Raw genomic sequence first — 18616 nt, 5'->3', positions numbered from 1 at the left:
TGGCGTCAGTTGACGCTGGCAAACTGGGTGTCTGCGGGCAGGGCCGTGGCCGCCGCCTGCGCTTCCTCGCCATCAAGCGAACCACCCTGTTCGACAACCCACTGTTCGTAAACCTCGGGGCTGACCGCCTTGACGACGATGGGCATATAGGCGTGGTTGATGCCGCAAAGCTCGCTGCACTGGCCGAAATAGACGCCTTCCTGTTCCACGTTGAACCAGGCCTGCGCGATACGACCGGGCACGGCGTCCTGCTTGATGGCAAAGGCCGGGATGGTCCAGGCGTGGATCACGTCGCTGGCGGTCACCTGCAGCAGCACCGTGGCGCCCACCGGAACCACAACCGCCGTATCGGTGGCCAGCAGGTACTCATCCTCGGCGTAACCGGCATCGGCCAGTTCTTCCTTGGGCAGCATGATCGAATCGAACATCACGCCATTGTCGGGATATTCATAGGACCAATACCACTGATGCCCGGTCACCTTGATGACGATATCGGGATTCTCGGGCATTTCCTGACTGCGGAACAGCGCCGGCAGCGAGAACGCGCCGATGGCCACCAGAATCAGCACCGGCACCAGCGTCCAGGCAATTTCCAGCGGCGTGTTGTGGGTGAATTTCGCCGGAACGGGGTTGCTGCGGCTGTTGAAGCGCAGGATCACGATCAGCAGCAGCCCGCAGACCAGAATCGTCACAACGGTAATGATGATCAGGACGAAGTGATCCAGCCATTGCTGATCGCGCGCAATTTCGGTCGCCGCAGGCTGAAAGCCCATCCCGGCGGCCTTGGGTTTGCCGATCGTGGGCAGTTCGGGCAGCACATCCTGCGCCCAGGCCGCTCCGCCCAAAAATGCCGCGGTCGCGAGCCCCGAAGCTGCCGCGCCTGCACGGCGAATCATCGCATTTGCCATCGTTCCATCCCGTAGCGTTTGGTCTGACCCATCAATATGGGCCGCAAGGGCATCCAGAAGGCTGCCCCTTTCCCTTTCACAGTGACCGTTCTATGAACATATCTGACCCGTCCGGGCAAGTGATACCTAAGAAATAGGGTACGAATTTCCGAGGCATCGCCGCCGCGGATGCCGCTTTTTCCCCTCCGCATGCAGGAACCGCCATGAGCCGCCAACCCTTCAATCCCTTTGAACAGCTTCTGGATCGGGACCGCGCTCTGGCGATCCTGCAACAGGCCGTCGCCGGGGCCGACGATGGTGAGCTGTTCCTTGAACGCTCTATCGGCGAGACGCTGGTTTACGACGACCGCCGGTTGCGCAATTCGGGCTTTACCACCGCGCAGGGTTTCGGGCTCAGGGCGGTGCGCGACGAGGTCACGGGCTATGCCCATTCGACCGAGATATCCGAGGCTTCGTTGCGCCGCGCCGCCGAAACCGCGCGGCTGGCCGTGGGTGCGGGCGGCGGCACGGCGGCGGCGCCCTCGCCGATGCTCAATCACGGGCTTTACGCCGAAATCGACCCCAGCGAAGGCATCCCCTTCGCCCGCCGGATCGAGCTTTTGCGCCAGATCGACGACTATGCACGCGGGCTGGATCCGCGGGTGGTTCAGGTGACGGCCTCGGTCGCCACATCGCTGCAAGAGGTGTTCATTCTGCGCCCCGAAGGCGGGCTGGTCGGGGATATCCGGCCGATGGCGCGACTGAATGTCGCAGTCATCGTCGAGAACAACAATCGCCGCGAAAGCGGCCATCACGGCGGCGGCGGGCGGGTCTCGCTGGAGGGGCTGATGCAGCCCGCCCATTGGCAGCGCGCGGTGGACGAGGCGTTGCGAATCGCGCTGGTCAACCTGCGTTCGGTTCCCGCCCCTGCCGGGGTGATGGATGTGGTGCTTGGCCCCGGCTGGCCCGGCATCCTGCTGCACGAGGCCGTCGGCCACGGGCTGGAGGGCGACTTCAACCGCAAGAAGGCCTCGGCCTTTGCCGGGCTGATGGGGCAGCGCGTCGCCTCGCCCGGGGTGACCGTGGTCGATGACGGCACCATCCCCGATCGGCGCGGCAGCATCAGCGTCGATGACGAGGGCACGCCCCCTGCCCGCAACGTGCTGATCGAGGACGGGATCCTGGTGGGTTACATGCAGGATCGCCAGAACGCCCGGCTGATGGGGGTCGAGCCCACCGGCAACGGCCGCCGCGAAAGCTTTGCCCATGCGCCGATGCCGCGCATGACCAACACCTATATGCCCGGCGGTAACGCCGATCCGGCCGAAATTCTGGCCGATCTGGCGGACGGCATCTATGCGGTGGGTTTCGGCGGTGGGCAGGTGGACATCACCAATGGCAAGTTCGTCTTTTCCTGCACCGAAGCCTATCGCGTGAAGAACGGTGTCGTGGGTGATCCGATTCGCGGCGCCACGCTGATCGGCGACGGCGCGACCGCCTTGCAGCAGATCCGCGCCATCGGAAACGACATGGCGCTGGATCCCGGAATCGGCAATTGCGGCAAGCAGGGTCAATGGGTTCCGGTCGGCGTGGGTCAGCCTACGCTGATGATCGGCGGGCTGACGGTCGGCGGCTCGGCAGCCTGAGCCGTGAAATCCGGGCGGCGCTAACCTTGTGTTAACCCTTGATGCGTTATGCCTTGTCTCAGGATGAGGCAGAGGCGTCACGATGACCGGGTTCAGCACTTTCGATCTTACCCCAACCCCAGCCACGACGAAGGATGATGATCTCGTTGTCCTCCGTCTCATCCGCTCTCGCCGCGTGGGACCGGCGACCTTTTACCGGCTGCTGGCCGAACATGGCAGCGCGGCGGATGCGCTGCGCGCCCTGCCACAGATCGCCGCGGCTGCGGGGGTGGCGGATTATCAGCCCTGCCCCGAAGCCGTCGCCGCGGCAGAGCTTGAGGCCGGGCGCAGACATGGCGCGCGGCTGATCCGTTTCGATTCGCCGCATTATCCGCAGGCGCTGAAGGATATCGACGGCGCCCCGCCGGTCCTGTGGCTGCGCGGCGATCCGTCATGGCTGACACGCGAGCCGGTGGCGGTGATCGGGGCACGCAATGCCTCGTCGCTGGGGTTGCGCATGGCACGCGGCATGGCGGCGGGACTGGGCGAGGCCGGCCACAGCATCGTCGCCGGGCTGGCGCGCGGCATCGACACCGCCGCCCATAACGCCGCCCTGCCCTCTGGCACCGTCGCGGTCATGGCGGGCGGGGTCGATATCATCTATCCTTCCGAAAACGCGGTGCTGGCCGCCCAGATCGTTGAGCGCGGGGCGCTGATCTCGGAACAACCACCCGGCACCCAACCCGCCGCACGTCATTTCCCCGCCCGCAATCGCATCATCTCGGGCCTGTCGCGCGCCGTGGTGGTGATCGAGGCCGCCCACCGCTCGGGCTCGCTGATCACGGCAAGGAACGCGCTGGATCAGGGACGCGAGGTGATGGCGGTGCCGGGTCATCCGATGGATGCGCGCGCGGCGGGCTGCAATATGCTGATCCGCGACGGCGCGCTGCTGGTGCGCGGCGCGACCGATGTGGTCGATGCGCTGAGCCAGGGGGCAAGACCGCCCCGCGCGACGCCACCCGCCATGGCACCCGCGCCCGTCACCACCCGCCTGCCCGAGACGGCTCGCGATTCGGGTGGGCCGGTCAATCTGGAGGCGCGGATCCTGTCCCGTCTCGGCCCCAGCCCGACCGAGGAAAACGACCTGATCCGCGATCTGGGCGTCTCGGCCGCCACCGCCAGCGCCGCCATCCTGCAACTGGAATTGCAGGGCCGGCTGAACCGTCTGATCGGCGGGCGGCTGGCATTGAGTTGAACGGTGCGACACGCTCTGCCGTTGACAGTCCCTGCGCCGCCACCCATGTTGCCGGGCCATTGAAACCGTCCGAGGTCAGAATGCCCGTTGTCGTCGTCGAATCCCCGGCCAAGGCCAAAACCATCGAGAAATATCTCGGCGGCGATTACCGTGTTCTTGCCAGTTTCGGCCATGTCCGCGACCTTCCGCCCAAGGATGGCAGCGTCGATCCCGCCGACGATTTCGCGATGAAATGGGAGGTGGCAAGCGACAGCAGAAAGCACCTGAAGGCAATCAAGGACGCGCTGAAGGACGATCCGAACCTGATTCTGGCCACCGACCCCGACCGCGAGGGCGAAGCCATCAGCTGGCACCTGCTGGAGGCGCTGGCCCCGGCGCTGAAAAAGGGCAGCGAGGTCAACCGCGTCACCTTCAACGCCATCACCAAAGCCGCCGTGACCGAGGCGATGGCGAACCCGCGTCAGATCGACCAGCCGCTGGTCGATGCCTATCTGGCCCGGCGCGCGCTGGATTATCTGGTCGGATTCAACCTGTCGCCGGTGCTGTGGCGCAAGCTGCCGGGCGCGAAATCGGCGGGTCGGGTGCAATCGGTTTGCCTGCGCGTGATCGTTGACCGGGAAATGGAGATCGAGGCCTTCAAGGCCCGTGAATACTGGTCTGTCCATGCCCGTCTGGCGACGCCGGACGGCAATGAATACGATGCGCAGTTGGTCTCGCTGGCAGGGTCCAGGCTGGAACGGTTCGACCTGCCCACGGCGGAAAAGGCCGCAATGGCGGTCAGCGCCGTCTCCAGCCGTGATCTGCATGTGACCAGCGTCGCCGCCAAACCTGCCAGCCGCAACCCCTGGCCGCCCTTCATGACCTCGACCCTGCAACAAGAGGCATCGCGCAAGCTGGGCATGGGCGCCAAGGCCTGCATGTCCACAGCGCAGCGGCTGTATGAGGCCGGGCTGATCACCTATATGCGCACTGACGGCATCGACATGGCGCCCGAGGCGGTGATGGCCGCCCGCGACGCGATCAAGGCCCGTTTCGGCGGGAATTACGTGCCGAAAAGCCCGCGCATGTACAAGAACAAGGCCAAGAACGCGCAGGAAGCCCACGAATGTATCCGCCCGACCGACATGATGCTGTCGCCCGACAAGCTGAAGGTCAGCGCCGAGGATCAGCGCAAGCTCTATGATCTGATCTGGAAACGCACCATCGCCAGCCAGATGGAAGCCGCAAGGATGGAGCGCACCACGGTCGAGATCGCCAGCCCCGACAATCAGGTCGGCCTGCGCGCAACCGGTCAGGTGATGCTGTTCGACGGGTTCCTGCGTGTCTATGATCAGGGTCGCGACGATGACGAAGGCGAGGACAGCGCCCGCCTGCCCGCCATCACCCAGGGCGAGGCCGCGACGCTGGTCGGCCGGGCCTTCGACGCCGAATTCGCCAAGGCCGGCGAGAAGGACACCCCTCTGCCCGACGCGCCCGCCGGTCAGCGCGCCGCGCCGGGTCTGCTGATGAACGACGCCGCCTCGACCGCCGCGCGGCAGCATTTCACCCAGCCCCCGCCGCGCTATACCGAGGCCACGCTGGTCAAGCGGATGGAAGAGCTGGGCATCGGCCGCCCCTCGACCTATGCCAGCATCGTCACCACGATTCAGGATCGCGAATATGTCCGCAAGGACAAGAACCGCCTGATCCCCGAGGACAAGGGCCGGCTGGTCACGGTGTTTCTGGTCGAATATTTCCCGCGCTATGTCAGCTATGACTTCACCGCCGACCTGGAAAACGAACTGGACGAGATCAGCGCCGGCGACCTGATGTGGCGCGATGTGCTAGGCCGGTTCTGGAAGGACTTCTCGAAGGCGCTGGAAGGCACGTCGGAGCTGCGCATCACCGAAGTGCTGGAGGCCATCGACGAGGCGCTGGCCCCGCATCTTTATCCGCCGCGCGCCGATGGTGGCGATCCGCGCGTCTGCCCGGTCTGCGGCGCGGGCCGTCTGAACCTGAAGACGGCACGGTCCGGCGGGGCCTTCATCGGCTGCACGAATTATCCCGAATGCCGCTATACCCGCCCGCTGTCGGCCCCCGATGGCGAACAGCCGGTGGGCGACCGGGTTCTGGGTCAGGACGCGGGCGACGAGATCAGCCTGAAAACCGGGCGCTTCGGCCCCTATGTGCAGCGGGGCGAGGCAACGGCGGAGGTTCCGAAACCGCCCCGCGCCTCGATCCCAAAGGGCTGGGACGCGGGCAGCATCGATCTGGAAAAGGCGCTGCAACTGCTGTCCCTGCCCCGCCCGGTCGGGCCGCATCCCGATGACGGCGTGCTGATCGAGGCCGGGATCGGGCGCTTCGGCCCCTATGTGAAACACGGCTCGAAATACGCCAACCTGCCCGATGTCGAAGAGGTCTTTACCGTCGGCATGAACCGCGCGGTCGAGGTTCTGGCCGCCAAGCAGATGCGAGGTCGCGGGGCCACCGCCGCGCCTTTGAAGGAACTGGGCAACCATCCCGATGGCGGCGCGATTCAGGTGATGAATGGCCGCTATGGCCCTTATGTCAAATGGGAAAAGATCAACGCCACCCTGCCGCGCGACCTGTCGCCCGAAGACATCACGCTGGAGCGGGCGCTTGAACTGATCACAGAAAAGGCCTCCAAGACGAAGCCGAAAGCGGGCACCCGAAAAACCGCCAGCAAGGCTGCGGGCGCCAAAAAGACCACCAAGAAGACGACGGCGAAGAAGCCTGCCGCCAAAAAGACGGCGGCCAAGGCCAAGTCTGCCGGAACCGACGCCTAATCCGTCAGGTAATCGCGAAGGACAAGGGCATGATTGTGCCTTTCGTCCTTCGCCCCGTAAAGCAGCACCAGCGGCCCTTTCTGCGCCAATGACCGCAGCTGGGCGACGGGTTCTGGATTGCCATCCAGTTCTGCGCGATAACGGCGGCGGAACTCGGACCATTTACTCGGATCGTGGCCGAACCATTTGCGCAGGCCGGTGCTGGGCGCGATCTCTTTCAGCCACAGGTCGGGGGCCAGTTCCTGACGCGACACGCCCCGAGGCCAGAGGCGATCGACCAGAACGCGCTGTCCGGCATCCTTCGGTGGCGGATCATAGGCGCGGCAAAGCGTGATGTTCGCCATCTGCGGGCTCCTCCTCTTCTACCGGTGTAACAGATGGCAGGCGCGTTGACTTCCCCCGGTGACGCCGCCACAACAATGATGGGCAAGCAGGAGGACGAGATGAAGAAGGTCTATGCCAATGCGACCGAGGCGCTGGACGGTCTGTTGACCGACGGGATGTTCATCGCCGCGGGGGGCTTTGGCCTGTGTGGCATTCCCGAACTGCTGATCGACGCGCTGGTCGAAAGCAAGGTCAAGGATCTGACCATCGCCAGCAACAATTGCGGCGTGGACGGTTTCGGGCTGGGCAAGCTGCTGGATACGCGGCAGATCAGGAAGATGATCAGCTCTTACGTCGGAGAGAATGCCGAATTCATGCGGCAATACCTGTCGGGAGAGCTGGAGCTGGAATTCAACCCGCAGGGCACGCTGGCCGAGCGGATGCGGGCCGGTGGTTCGGGCATTCCGGGTTTCTATACCAAGACCGGCGTCGGCACCGTGATTGCCGAGGGCAAGGAGGTCAAGAATTTCGACGGTCAGGATTACATCCTCGAACGCGGGATCGTGGCCGACCTGTCGATCGTGAAGGCGTGGAAGGCCGACGACACCGGCAATCTGGTGTTCCGCAAGACGGCGCGGAACTTCAACCCGCCCGCCGCGATGTGTGGCCGCGTCTGCGTGGTCGAGGTCGAAGAGATCGTGCCGCGCGGCAGTCTCGACCCCGATCTGATCCACCTGCCGGGCATCTATGTCCACCGGATCATCCAGGGCACGCATGAGAAGCGCATCGAGCAGCGCACCACCCGCAAGAAGGAGACCGCGTAATGGCCCAGGACGTGAAGGGTTGGGATCGCAACCGGATGGCCGCGCGGGCGGCGCAGGAGCTGGAAGACGGGATGTATGTGAATCTCGGGATCGGGATTCCGACGTTGGTCGCCAACTATGTGGGCGACAAGGATATCACGCTGCAATCGGAGAACGGCATGCTGGGCATGGGGCCGTTTCCCTTCGAGGGCGAGGAAGACCCGGACCTGATCAATGCCGGCAAGCAGACGATCACGGAACTGGCGCGGACATCCTATTTCGACAGCGCCACCAGCTTTGGCATGATCCGGGGCGGCAAGATCGCGGCGGCGATCCTTGGCGCGATGGAGGTGGCCGAGAATGGCGATCTGGCCAACTGGATGATCCCCGGCAAGCTGGTCAAGGGCATGGGCGGGGCGATGGATCTGGTCGCCGGCGTCGGCCGGGTGATCGTGGTCATGGATCACACCAACAAGGCGGGTGACTCGAAGGTGCTGAAATCCTGCACCCTGCCGCTGACCGGCAAGGGCGTGGTGGACCGGATCATCACCAATCTGGGCGTGCTGGATGTGGTCGAGGGTGGGTTGCGGATCGTCGAGACCGCCGATGGCGTGACCGAAGACGAGCTGCGCGCCGCCACCGAGGCGACCATCGTCGGCTGAGATTTGCGAGATGGGACGGGTGGCGGGGGGCCTTGCCCCCCGTCGCCGTTTCCGGCGACTCCCCCCGGGATATTTGGACACCAGAGATGGGCCGGGGGTTAAGGAGAGGGATCGGATGGTGGAGATGACGCCCGAGAGGATTGCGGCCCTGTTCACGCGCGGGGATGGCAGTTATCTTTGCGCGCGCTGGGGACGGCCGGTGGCGCCGGTGATCTTTGGGCTGGCGGATGAGAGTCTGGATGTTTTCCGGGCGGCGATCCGGGCGGGCTTTGCCCATGCCGGGCATCCGGTCGCGGAGACCGATCCCGAGATGGGCGCCAATCTGATGCTGTTCTTCGTCCGCGACTGGCCGGAACTGTCGGGGGTGCCGGATCTGGACCGCTTGACCGGCAGTCCCGGACTGCCGGAGCGGTTGCAGGCGGCGGGGGCGGATCAGTATCGACTGTTTCGGTTTGACGGTGATGGCGGCATTCGTGCCTGTCTGGTGTTTCTGCGCATGGGCGGGGCGCTGGCCGACAGCCACCCGGCGGCACTGGCCGAGGCGGTGGTGATGCGCTCGACGCTGAGTTTCGCGGGTGAGGTCGCCGCCGGTCCCGAACTGGCGGCGCTGATCCGGGCGGCCTATGATCCGGTGCTGCCGGTGGCCGCGACCGATTCCGCCCATGCGCTGCGTCTGGCGGCGCGGCTTGCCCTGCGGGAGGGATGAGGGGATGGGCCATACGCTTGATCTGCGGGTCTATTATGAGGACACCGATCTGGCCGGGATCGTCTATTACGCCAATTACCTGAAATTCATCGAGCGGGGCCGCACCGAATGGCTGCGCGGTCTGGGCGTGGATCAGTCGGTTCTGAAAGAAGAGACCGGGCAGGTCTTTGCCGTGCGCCGCGTCGAGGCCGATTATCTGCGTCCCGCGCGGCTGGATGACCGGTTGCAGGTCAGGACCGCCGTGAGCGAGATCGGCACGGCGCGGATCACCATGTCGCAGCAGGTTTTCCGGGGGGACGAGTTGCTGTTTCAGGCGCAGGTCACCATCGTCTGTCTGGCGGCGGGTGGCAGGCCCGCGCGTATTCCGGCGAATATCCGGGCCGTCATGGGCGGCGAGGGCTGACGGGTTCTCGATCTGTCTCCTGGAAACCACTATCCTGAAATTGACGGCTTTGTGTTGCGCAAGGGGGTGAAACCCCTGCTAGAGACAGGCTAGAAGGCCGCGATTGACGGTCCGTGACGATGAGGCAGCAGATGGAACCCATTCAGGCCGCGCAGGCCGTAGATTTCTCGCTTGTGGCGCTGTTCGCGCGGGCGTCGCTGACGGTGCAGATCGTGATGGTGCTGCTGATCCTTGCCTCGTTCTGGGCATGGGCCATCATCATCCGCAAGCTGATCTCCTATGCGCATACCCGCCGCGAAGCCGCCCGTTTCGACCGCAGCTTCTGGTCGGGAGAGCCGCTGGACGATCTGTATGACCGGCTGGGCGACACGCCGTCGGGCGCCTCCGAGCGGATCTTTTCCGCCGGGATGGCCGAGTGGCGCCGCAGCCATCGCGATGACGGCAAACTGATCCCCGGCGGCCATCAGCGCATCGACCGGGCGATGAATGTTGCCATCCAGCGCGAGGAGGCGCGGCTGTTCCGCGGGTTGTCCTTTCTGGCCACGACAGGCTCGACCGCGCCCTTCATCGGGCTGTTCGGCACCGTCTGGGGGATCAAGACCGCCTTCGAGGGCATCGCCATGACCCAGAACACCAGCCTTGCCGTCGTCGCCCCCGGCATCGCCGAGGCCTTGCTGGCCACCGCGCTTGGCCTGCTGGCGGCCATTCCGGCGGTGATCTTCTATAACAAGCTGTCGGGCGATGCCGAACGCGTCGTCGGCAACTGGGAGGCCTTCGCCGACGAATTCTCGACCCTGCTGTCGCGGCAGCTGGACGAGGGCTGACCTGATGAGCGATGTCGTCAAGCGGGTCAGAAGGCAAGGGCGTGGCAAACGCCGCAACCTGCCCATGTCGGAAATCAACGTCACGCCCTTTGTCGATGTGATGCTGGTGCTGCTGGTGATCTTCATGGTCGCCGCGCCGCTGATGACGGCGGGCGTGCCGCTGAACCTGCCGCAAAGCGCGGCCACCGCCATGCCGACCGAGCCCGAGGAGCCGCTGGTGATCTCGATCCCCGCCGAAGGGTCGATCACGCTGATGAACGAGCCTCTGGCCGACGATCAGATCGTCACGCGGCTGCGCGCCGTGATCGGGGAACGTCAGTCGCACCGCATCTTTTTGCGCGCCGATGGCTCGATCCCCTATGCCCGTGTGGTGCAGGTCATGGGGGCGCTGAATGCGGCGGGCTATTCCGATATCGTGCTGGTCACGGATACCGGCGGCCCGCGAATGGATGGTTGACCGATGGAACGCGACGAACGCATCGGCTGGTGGATCTCGGGGATCGCGCATGGCTGCGTGATCCTGTGGGCGATCCTTGGCGGCATGCTGTTTCGTCCGCAGCCCAGTCATACCGTCCGCACGACCGATGTCGCCACCATGAGCGGGGCCGAGTTCGAGACCTATGCCGCCGCTGCCCGTGGTGCGGGTCCGGTGGGCCGCGAGGCGACCGCAGCGCCCGCCATGCCGACCCCCGCCGAGGATGATGACGGCGCCGCAGCGCCCGCCGAGGCCGTCCCGCCGGTGGCCGAAGCCGAGGCGCAGCCCCTGCCCGCGCCCGCCGATGCCGAAGCCGAGCCGGATCTGAGCGATTTCACCGAACCCGAGCCGGTCGATGTGGCCAGCGAATTGCCCGCGCCCACGGATCAGCCGCAGGTCGAGGAGATGCCCGACGCCCCTGCCCCCGCGCAGCCACCGGTGACCGAGGCCAGCCCGTCGCAGCCGGCGCTGCCGCAGCCCGACGACTCGGCACAGCCGCTGGTGCCGCGTTCGGAACTGGCACTGGACGGCTCGCCCCGGCCGGGCACGCCCCCCGATGGGCTGGTCGAGGCCTATGAGGCCCGGTTGGCCGCGCAGGAAGCCGCCAGTGCCGAGGCCGCGCGTCAGGCCGCAGCCGCCGCCGAGACCGCCCGTCAGGCTGCCGAAGCCGAGGCCCGGCAGGAGGCCGAGCAGCTGGCCGCAGAACAAGAGGCCGAACGCGCTGCCGAGGAACGCCGTGAAGCGGAGGCAAGGGCCGAAGCGGAACGCCGCGAGGCCGAGGTCGCCGAACGCGCCGAGGAACAGCGTGCCGCCGAAGCCCGGGCTGAGGAAGAGCGCCGTCAGGCAGAGGCGCGGGCAGCCGAAGAGCGCCGGGCGGCGGAGGCTGCTGAACGCGAGGAATCCGAACGCCGCGCAGCCGAGGCTCGCGCAGAGGAAGAACGCCGTCAGGCAGAGCGGGAAGCCGAGGAACGTCGCGCCGCAGAGGCCGCCGAGCGCGAAGAGGCCGAACGCCGTGCCGCTGAAGCCCGCGCCGAGGAAGAGCGTCGCGAAACCGAACGTCGCGAGGCCGAGGCAAGGGCCGAGGAGGAACGCCGGGCCGCCGAACGTGAGGCCGAGGAACGTCGCGCAGCGGAAGCCGAGGCCGAGCGCCGGCGCGCGATGGAGGATGCGCTGCGCGAGGCGCAGGAAGGCACCGCCGGCGCGGACGGCACCGATATGGCCACGACCGGCACCGACCCCTTTGGCGGGGCACAGCGGATCGAGGGCGGCGACGGGGCGTCAGCCGCGCAGGACCCGCTGGCTGCCGCCCTGGCGGGCGCGATGTCGCAGGGGCGCGACTCTGATACCGGGGGGCAGGCCGAAAGCAATGAGGTGATGCCGCTGGCGCCCTCGACCATCCGCCCGACGGTCCTGCCCGATCCTGCGACCGAACCCGAGGCCTCTACCACCCGGCCCGGTAGCCTGCCGATGGGAGAGCCGCTGTCCTTGTCCGAGCGCGAGGCCTTTCGGATGGCGCTGCGGCCCTGCTGGAACCTTGGCGCCCTGTCAGTCGAGGCGTCGCGCATGACCGTCTCGGTCGGGTTCCGCATGAGCCCGGACGGACGGCCCGAACCGGCCAGCCTGCGACTGGCCGGATACCGCAACGGTTCCGAACCCGCCGCGCAGAATGCCTTTGAAGTTGCCAGCCGGGCGATTCGGATGTGTGGCCGCAACGGCTTTGACCTGCCGCGCGAGAAATATGGCCGCTGGCAGGAAGTCGTCGTCGATTTCCGTCCCGACGGCATCGGCTTCGAGTGACGAAACAGCGGGGAAGAGAATGGCTTTTTCCCCCCGCGCAACCGAGATAAAGAGGACATCATGTTCCGCACGCTGACTCTCGCCATGATCCTGGGGCTGGGCCTGTCCGGCCTGACCGCGCTGCCCTCGGCGGCGCAGGACGGCCCCTTGCGCATCGAGATCACCGATGGCGTGGTCGAGCCCATGTCCATTGCCATCGCCGATTTTCACGGCGACAGCGAGGCCGCGCAGCAGATCCGCCGGGTGGTGGCCGACGACCTGACCGGCACCGGGCTGTTTCGCGAAATCCCCTCCGAGGCGATGATCGCCCAGCCCGACAGCTTTGCCGCCGCCGTGTCCTATGAGGATTGGCGCGCGGTGAATGCGCAGGCGCTGGTGACGGCCGAAGTCACCCGCTCGGGCGAGGATATCAGCGTCAAGTTCCGCCTGTTCGACGTCTTTGCGGGCCAGCCTCTGGGAGACGGGATGCAATTCGACGCGCGCGGTAGCGACTGGCGACGTGCGGCGCACAAGGTGGCCGACCAGATCTATGCCCGGCTGACGGGCGAGCAACCCTATTTCGACAGCCGCGTGGCCTTCGTGCAGGAAACCGGCCCCAAGGACGCCCGCATCAAGCGCATCGGGGTCATGGATTACGACGGCCAGAATATTCGCTGGATGACCGACAGTTCCTCGCTGGTGCTGGCGCCGCATTTCTCGCCCGATGGGCGGCAGCTGCTTTATACCAGCTTTGATTCCGGCTTTCCGCAGATCCGGGCGATGAATGTGGCGACGGTCGAATCGCGCGCCCTGACGCAGGGTGACAGCATGGCCTTTTCGCCGCGCTTCTCGCCCGATGGGCGCTGGGTGGTGTTCTCGCTGGAGCAACGCGGCAATACCGACATCCATATCATGGACGCCGCGACCGGCGCGCAAAGGCCGCTGACCCAGTCCTCGGCCATCGACACCTCGCCCAGCTTCAGCCCCGATGGCCAGCGCGTGGTGTTCGAATCCGACCGTTCGGGTTCGCCGCAACTGTATGTGGTGCCGGTCACCGGCGGAGAGCCGACCCGGATCAGCTTTGGCGAGGGTCGCTATGGTGCGCCCGCGTGGTCGCCCAAGGGGGACATGATCGCCTTTGCCAAGCAATTGGGCGGCAAGTTCCATATCGGGATCATGCGCACCGATGGCTCGGACGAGAAGATCCTGACCGAATCGTTCCTTGACGAGGGCCCGACCTGGGCGCCCAATGGCCGCGTCGTGATGTTTACCCGTGTGACGCCCGGCGGAAATGGCGAACCTCGCCTGCATTCCGTCGATATTACCGGTCGCAACATGCGGCCCCTGAAACTTGATTTTGCCGCTTCGGACCCCTCCTGGGGGCCGCTGATGCCATAAGGATCACCCGATGAAACCCAGCCTTTCTCTGATGATCGCCGCCAGCAGCCTTGCCGCGCTTGTCGCCTGTGCCCCGCCCGCTCCGCAGCAGCAGGCGCCCGTCATCGACCCCTATGCCAGCATGGGGGCCGGTGCGCTCTATCAGGGGGCGCTGGCCGGGGGCGGATTGGGCGGCGAAGGCACCCCCGAGCATTTCAGCAGCCAGATCGGCGATACCGTGCGCTTTGACGCCAACCAGACCACGCTCAGCGCCGAGGCGCGCGGCATTCTGGCCCGGCAGGCGCAATGGCTGAACCAGCATGGCCAGTTCAACGCCGTCATTCAGGGCCATGCCGAGGAAACCGGCACCCGCGAATACAACCTTGCCCTTGGCGCGCGCCGGGCCAGCGCGGTGCAGGAATACCTGATCGCCCAAGGGGTGCCCGCCGGTCGCATCCGCACGCTCAGCTTTGGCAAGGAACGTCCCGCCGCCGTCTGCTCGGACGAGGCCTGTTATGCCCAGAACCGCCGCGCCGTCACCGTCGTCAGCCAAAGCGGGGCCGGATCGTGATAAAAGGCACGCTGACGGCGCTGGGTCTGATACTGGCATTCGCGCAGCCATTGGCGGCGCAGGATGGCGATGGCGCGACGCTGGCCGATATGCGTGCCGAACTGGCCACCGTCCAGCAGGGGCTGCTGTCGCTGCGGACCGAGTTGGTGGCCTCGGGCGCGCAGGGTTTTCAGGCGGCGGGCGGCGACAGCGCCATTGACCGCATGAATGACATGGAAAACCAGCTGGCGCGGCTGACCGACCGGATCGAGCAGACCCAGAACCGCATCAACCGCATTGTCGAGGACGGCACCCGCCGCATCGGCGATCTGGAATTCCGCCTGTGCGAGATGGACGAGACCTGTGACCTGAGCGCCTTGACCTCGGTCGAGCTGGGCGGGGCGGGAATGGGCGGCGGGCTTTCGGTCGAGATCCTGCCCTCGGACCCCGCCGACAGCCCCGAGACCGGAATGGCCACGACCGCTGCCGAACAGGCCGATTTCGATCTGGCCCGCGAGGTGATGGGTCAGGGCGATTTCCACCGCGCCGCCGAATTGTTCGGCCATGTCGCGCAAAACCATGCCGGAGGACCGCTGACCGCCGAGGCGCTGTTCCTGCGTGGTGCGGCGCTGGAAAGCGCGGGCGAATCACGCTCGGCCGCGGCCGCCTGGCTGGAGGGTTTCGCCGCCGACCCCGATGGGCCGCGCGCCGGTGAAAGCCTGCTGGGCATCGCCCGCGTCATCGCCGATCAGGGCGACGCCATGGCCTCCTGCCTCTATCTGGCCGAGATCCCCGCCCGCTTTCCCGGCAGCGAACATGCCGCCGAAGCCGATCGCCGCATGGCCGCGCTGCAATGCGGGGCGGGCACTTTGGGCATGGGCGCGGCGGATGCGACGCTGGATATCCTGCAAGACCCCGGGGCAGCGGCGGATATGGCCGGGCAGTGATGGCCGCCGCCGCCGATCCGGCCCCCGATCCGACCCCGGCCATCCGCGCGGCGCTGGACCGTCTGGCGGGCGACATGCCCGCGCTGGGGGTGGCGGTGTCGGGCGGCGGCGATTCGGTCGCGCTGATGCGGATCATGGCCGGTTGGGCGTGCGGGCGACGCATCATGGTGGCCACGGTCGATCATGGGCTGCGCGAAAACAGCACTGACGAGGCGCGACAGGTGGCCGATATGGCGCGGTCGCTTGGCCTGCCGCATGAAACCCTGACATGGCAGCCCGATGGCATGGCGGGAAATCTGATGGCCAACGCCCGCGACGCGCGGCTGCGGCTGCTGTCGGACTGGGGGCGGCGGAACGATCTGGCCGCCGTCGCGCTTGGCCATACCGCCGATGACCGCGCCGAAACGCTGATGATGCGGCTGGCGCGCGGATCCGGCATCGACGGGCTGGCGGCAATGGCGGAATGGCGCGACGCCTTTGGCACCCGCTGGCTGCGCCCGATGCTGGGTGCGGGCCGGGCGGAACTGCGCGACTGGCTGCGCGCGCAGGATTTCGCCTGGATCGACGACCCCAGCAACGACAGGGACGAATTCGAGCGCGTCCGAATCCGCAAGGCCATCGCGGCGATGGATCTGGACATCGCCGCCCTGTCGCGCGCCGCCGCGCATATCGCCGAGGCCCGTGACGCATTGTCGCACTATGCCTTGCTGGCGTCCGAAGATGCGGTGGCCCGCAATGGCAGCCTGACGCTGCTGCGCCGCCCGCTGTCGGATGCGCCTGTGGAAATCCGCCGCCGGTTGCTGGTCGCGACCTGCCGCTGGATTACCGGCGCCGACTATCCCCCGCGCCGCGCCACGGTGCTGCATGCGCTGGATGCCGTCGCCACCGGCAACCGGGTGACGCTGGACGGCACCATCATCGAGCCCTGCGGCGATCGCCTGCGTATCCTGCGCGAACCCGCCGCCGCCCTGCGCGCCGCGCCGTCAACCGATGGCATCTGGGACAATCGCTGGAAGATCGGCGGCCTGCGCCCCGGCCAGCATGTCGCCGCTGTGGGTTTCGCCCCCCTGCCCGCGCTGAACTGGCGGCTGTCGGGGCTGCGACGCGACGAGGCCGCCGCCAGCCCCGCCATCTGGCAGGGCGACCGTCTGATCGCCGCGCCACTGCTGCGCCCCTGCCCGCCCTTCCGGTCGAACCCGCTGCGCGGGCCGACAGAATTCCGCAAGCTTGTCATGGCGCATTGAACCTGCGCCGATAATCCCTATTTTCATCCCTAACCGATATCCCGCCGGAGGAGCCGTTTTGGGCAACGCACGCAATCTCGCCTTCTGGGTGGTCCTGTTCCTGATGATCCTGGCGCTGTTCAATCTGTTCAGCGACGGGGCCTCATCCATGAACGGACGCCAGATCAGCTATTCCGACTTCATCGAGCGGGTCGAAAACGATCAGGTGTCATCCGTGACCATCGATGGCGAGGATCTGGTCATCACCGGCGCCGATGGCCAGCAATATGCCACCATCCGCCCGATGGGCGATGACATCGCCGACCGGCTGGTCACGCAGGGCGTCGAGGTCAAGGTCGTCAAGCAGCAGCAATCCGGCTTCCTGTCGCTTCTGGGCGTGTGGCTGCCCTTCATCCTGCTGATCGGCGTCTGGATTTTCTTCATGAACCGGATGCAGGGTGGCGGCAAAGGCGGGGCGATGGGCTTTGGCAAGTCGCGCGCCAAGCTGCTGACCGAAAAGCATGGCCGGGTGACCTTCGACGACGTGGCCGGCATCGACGAGGCCAAGGAAGAACTGGAAGAGATCGTCGAATTCCTGCGCAATCCGCAGAAATTCAGCCGTCTGGGCGGCAAGATCCCGAAAGGCGGGCTGCTGGTCGGCCCTCCGGGCACGGGTAAGACGCTGCTGGCACGCGCCATCGCGGGCGAGGCCGGCGTGCCTTTCTTCACCATCTCGGGTTCGGATTTCGTGGAAATGTTCGTGGGCGTCGGTGCGTCCCGCGTGCGCGACATGTTCGAGCAGGCCAAGAAATCCGCCCCCTGCATCCTGTTCATCGACGAGATCGACGCGGTCGGCCGTTCGCGCGGCGTCGGCATCGGCGGCGGCAATGACGAACGCGAGCAGACCCTGAACCAGTTGCTGGTCGAGATGGACGGCTTCGAATCGAACGAAGGCATCATCATCATCGCCGCGACCAACCGCAAGGACGTGCTGGACCCGGCGCTGCTGCGCCCGGGCCGCTTCGACCGTCAGATCTATGTCGGCAATCCCGACATCAAGGGCCGCGAAAAGATCCTGGGCGTACACTCGCGCAAGGTGCCGGTCGGCCCCGACGTGGATCTGCGCATCATCGCACGCGGCACGCCGGGCTTTTCCGGCGCCGATCTGATGAACCTTGTGAACGAGGCCGCGCTGATGGCCGCTCGAATCGGCCGCCGCTTCGTCGCGATGGAAGATTTCGAGAATGCCAAGGACAAGGTCATGCTGGGGGTGGAACGCCGCAGCATGGTGCTGACGCCGGAACAGAAGGAAAAGACCGCCTATCACGAGGCCGGACACGCCGTCGTCGGCCTCAGCCTGCCGAAATGCGATCCGGTGTATAAGGCGACGATCATCCCACGCGGCGGCGCGCTCGGCATGGTGGTCAGCCTGCCCGAGATCGACCGGCTGAACTTCCACAAGGACGAGGCCAAGCAGAAACTGGCCATGACCATGGCAGGCAAGGCCGCCGAGATCATCAAATACGGCGCGGAAGGCGTCTCGAACGGTCCCGCGGGCGACATCCAGCAGGCCTCCAGCCTGGCCCGGGCGATGGTGATGCGCTGGGGCATGTCCGACAAGGTCGGCAATATCGATTACGCCGAGGCGCATGAGGGCTACTCCGGCAATACCGGCGGTTTCTCGGTCTCTGCCGCGACCAAGGAACTGATCGAACAAGAGGTCCATGACCTGATCGAAGAAGGCTATCAAACCGCCTTCCAGATCCTGACCGAGAAATCGGTGGAGTTCGAGCGCCTTGCCCAGGGTCTTCTGGAATATGAAACCCTGACCGGGGATGAGATCGGCCGGGTTGTCCGGGGCGAAACGCTTGGCGGCGACGACGACACGCCGGGCACGCCGATCCCCTCGGTCGCCTCGGTGCCCAAAGCCGGCGGCAAGCCTGCACCCGGTGGCGATCCGGCCCCGGCCTGACGCATCCGACAGGACACTCCT

General features: G+C 66.4%; 17 protein-coding genes. 15 read left to right on the top strand and 2 right to left on the bottom strand.

Features of this window, described 5'->3' with window-relative positions; translation table 11 throughout:
- Window positions 1-5: 5 nt before the first annotated feature.
- Entirely contained in the window at window positions 6-908 is a 903-nt protein-coding gene (gene coxB, locus JHW40_RS11030; protein WP_090610020.1) for a cytochrome c oxidase subunit II, read from the bottom strand.
- 203 nt (window positions 909-1111) lie between these two features.
- Between coxB and tldD the strand changes: the two genes are divergently transcribed.
- From tldD to topA, 3 genes are all read left to right on the top strand, one after another.
- Window positions 1112-2533 carry a metalloprotease TldD gene (tldD, locus tag JHW40_RS11025; protein ID WP_090610021.1) on the top strand — a complete coding sequence of 474 codons (1422 nt, stop codon included), beginning with the start codon at window positions 1112-1114 and terminating at the stop codon, window positions 2531-2533.
- A gap of 82 nt (window positions 2534-2615) precedes the next feature.
- Window positions 2616-3767 (top strand): DNA-processing protein DprA, encoded by a 1152-nt coding sequence (dprA, locus tag JHW40_RS11020; RefSeq protein WP_090610022.1) that lies wholly within the window; start codon window positions 2616-2618, stop codon window positions 3765-3767.
- A gap of 80 nt (window positions 3768-3847) precedes the next feature.
- A complete protein-coding gene (gene topA, locus JHW40_RS11015) occupies window positions 3848-6553 on the top strand; it encodes a type I DNA topoisomerase (protein WP_090610023.1) in 2706 nt (901 codons plus the stop codon).
- Here topA and JHW40_RS11010 read toward each other — a convergent pair.
- Complete coding sequence (locus JHW40_RS11010) at window positions 6550-6897, bottom strand: DUF488 domain-containing protein (protein ID WP_090610024.1); 348 nt, start codon at window positions 6895-6897, stop codon at window positions 6550-6552. The two genes, topA and JHW40_RS11010, sit on opposite strands and share 4 nt — an antisense overlap.
- Before the next feature lie 99 nt (window positions 6898-6996).
- Here JHW40_RS11010 and JHW40_RS11005 point away from each other — a divergent pair, with 99 nt between their 5' ends.
- The 12 genes from JHW40_RS11005 (at window position 6997) to ftsH (ending at window position 18595) form a co-directional block, all read left to right on the top strand.
- A complete protein-coding gene (locus JHW40_RS11005) occupies window positions 6997-7701 on the top strand; it encodes a CoA transferase subunit A (protein WP_090610206.1) in 705 nt (234 codons plus the stop codon).
- Window positions 7701-8342: a 3-oxoacid CoA-transferase subunit B gene (locus JHW40_RS11000; protein ID WP_090610025.1), complete on the top strand. Its 642-nt coding sequence runs from the start codon at window positions 7701-7703 to the stop codon at window positions 8340-8342. The genes JHW40_RS11005 and JHW40_RS11000 overlap by 1 nt, the downstream gene beginning before the upstream one ends.
- 124 nt (window positions 8343-8466) lie before the next feature.
- On the top strand, window positions 8467-9048 hold the full coding sequence (locus JHW40_RS10995; protein WP_090610207.1) for a hypothetical protein: 582 nt from the start codon (window positions 8467-8469) through the stop codon (window positions 9046-9048).
- Between the two features lie 4 nt (window positions 9049-9052).
- The gene (gene ybgC, locus JHW40_RS10990) at window positions 9053-9451 is read left to right on the top strand and encodes a tol-pal system-associated acyl-CoA thioesterase (protein WP_090610026.1); all 399 of its coding nucleotides are present in this window, start codon (window positions 9053-9055) and stop codon (window positions 9449-9451) included.
- 131 nt (window positions 9452-9582) lie between these two features.
- Window positions 9583-10275 (top strand): protein TolQ, encoded by a 693-nt coding sequence (gene tolQ / locus JHW40_RS10985; protein WP_090610027.1) that lies wholly within the window; start codon window positions 9583-9585, stop codon window positions 10273-10275.
- 4 nt (window positions 10276-10279) lie between these two features.
- A complete protein-coding gene (locus tag JHW40_RS10980) occupies window positions 10280-10732 on the top strand; it encodes an ExbD/TolR family protein (RefSeq protein ID WP_419182439.1) in 453 nt (150 codons plus the stop codon).
- A 3-nt stretch (window positions 10733-10735) separates the two neighbouring features.
- A complete protein-coding gene (locus JHW40_RS10975; RefSeq protein ID WP_090610028.1) occupies window positions 10736-12547 on the top strand; it encodes a hypothetical protein in 1812 nt (603 codons plus the stop codon).
- Window positions 12548-12607: 60 nt separating this feature from the next.
- Window positions 12608-13924, top strand: a complete 1317-nt coding sequence (gene tolB, locus JHW40_RS10970; RefSeq protein WP_090610029.1) for a Tol-Pal system beta propeller repeat protein TolB — start codon at window positions 12608-12610, stop codon at window positions 13922-13924.
- Between the two features lie 10 nt (window positions 13925-13934).
- The gene (pal, locus tag JHW40_RS10965) at window positions 13935-14474 is read left to right on the top strand and encodes a peptidoglycan-associated lipoprotein Pal (RefSeq protein WP_090610030.1); all 540 of its coding nucleotides are present in this window, start codon (window positions 13935-13937) and stop codon (window positions 14472-14474) included.
- Window positions 14471-15400, top strand: a complete 930-nt coding sequence (locus JHW40_RS10960) for a tetratricopeptide repeat protein (protein WP_244519059.1) — start codon at window positions 14471-14473, stop codon at window positions 15398-15400. The genes pal and JHW40_RS10960 overlap by 4 nt, the downstream gene beginning before the upstream one ends.
- Window positions 15400-16644, top strand: coding sequence for a tRNA lysidine(34) synthetase TilS (tilS, locus tag JHW40_RS10955; RefSeq protein ID WP_090610031.1), 1245 nt, complete (start codon window positions 15400-15402; stop codon window positions 16642-16644). Before JHW40_RS10960 ends, tilS begins: the two co-directional genes overlap by 1 nt.
- A gap of 58 nt (window positions 16645-16702) precedes the next feature.
- Window positions 16703-18595: an ATP-dependent zinc metalloprotease FtsH gene (ftsH, locus tag JHW40_RS10950; RefSeq protein ID WP_090610032.1), complete on the top strand. Its 1893-nt coding sequence runs from the start codon at window positions 16703-16705 to the stop codon at window positions 18593-18595.
- Window positions 18596-18616 lie beyond the last annotated feature (21 nt).

Origin of the sequence: Paracoccus alcaliphilus (assembly GCF_028553725.1) — a bacterium.
Taxonomy (GTDB): domain Bacteria; phylum Pseudomonadota; class Alphaproteobacteria; order Rhodobacterales; family Rhodobacteraceae; genus Paracoccus; species Paracoccus alcaliphilus.
Note: the sequence above shows the minus strand (reverse complement) of the source record. Positions and strands in the feature narration are given on the sequence as shown.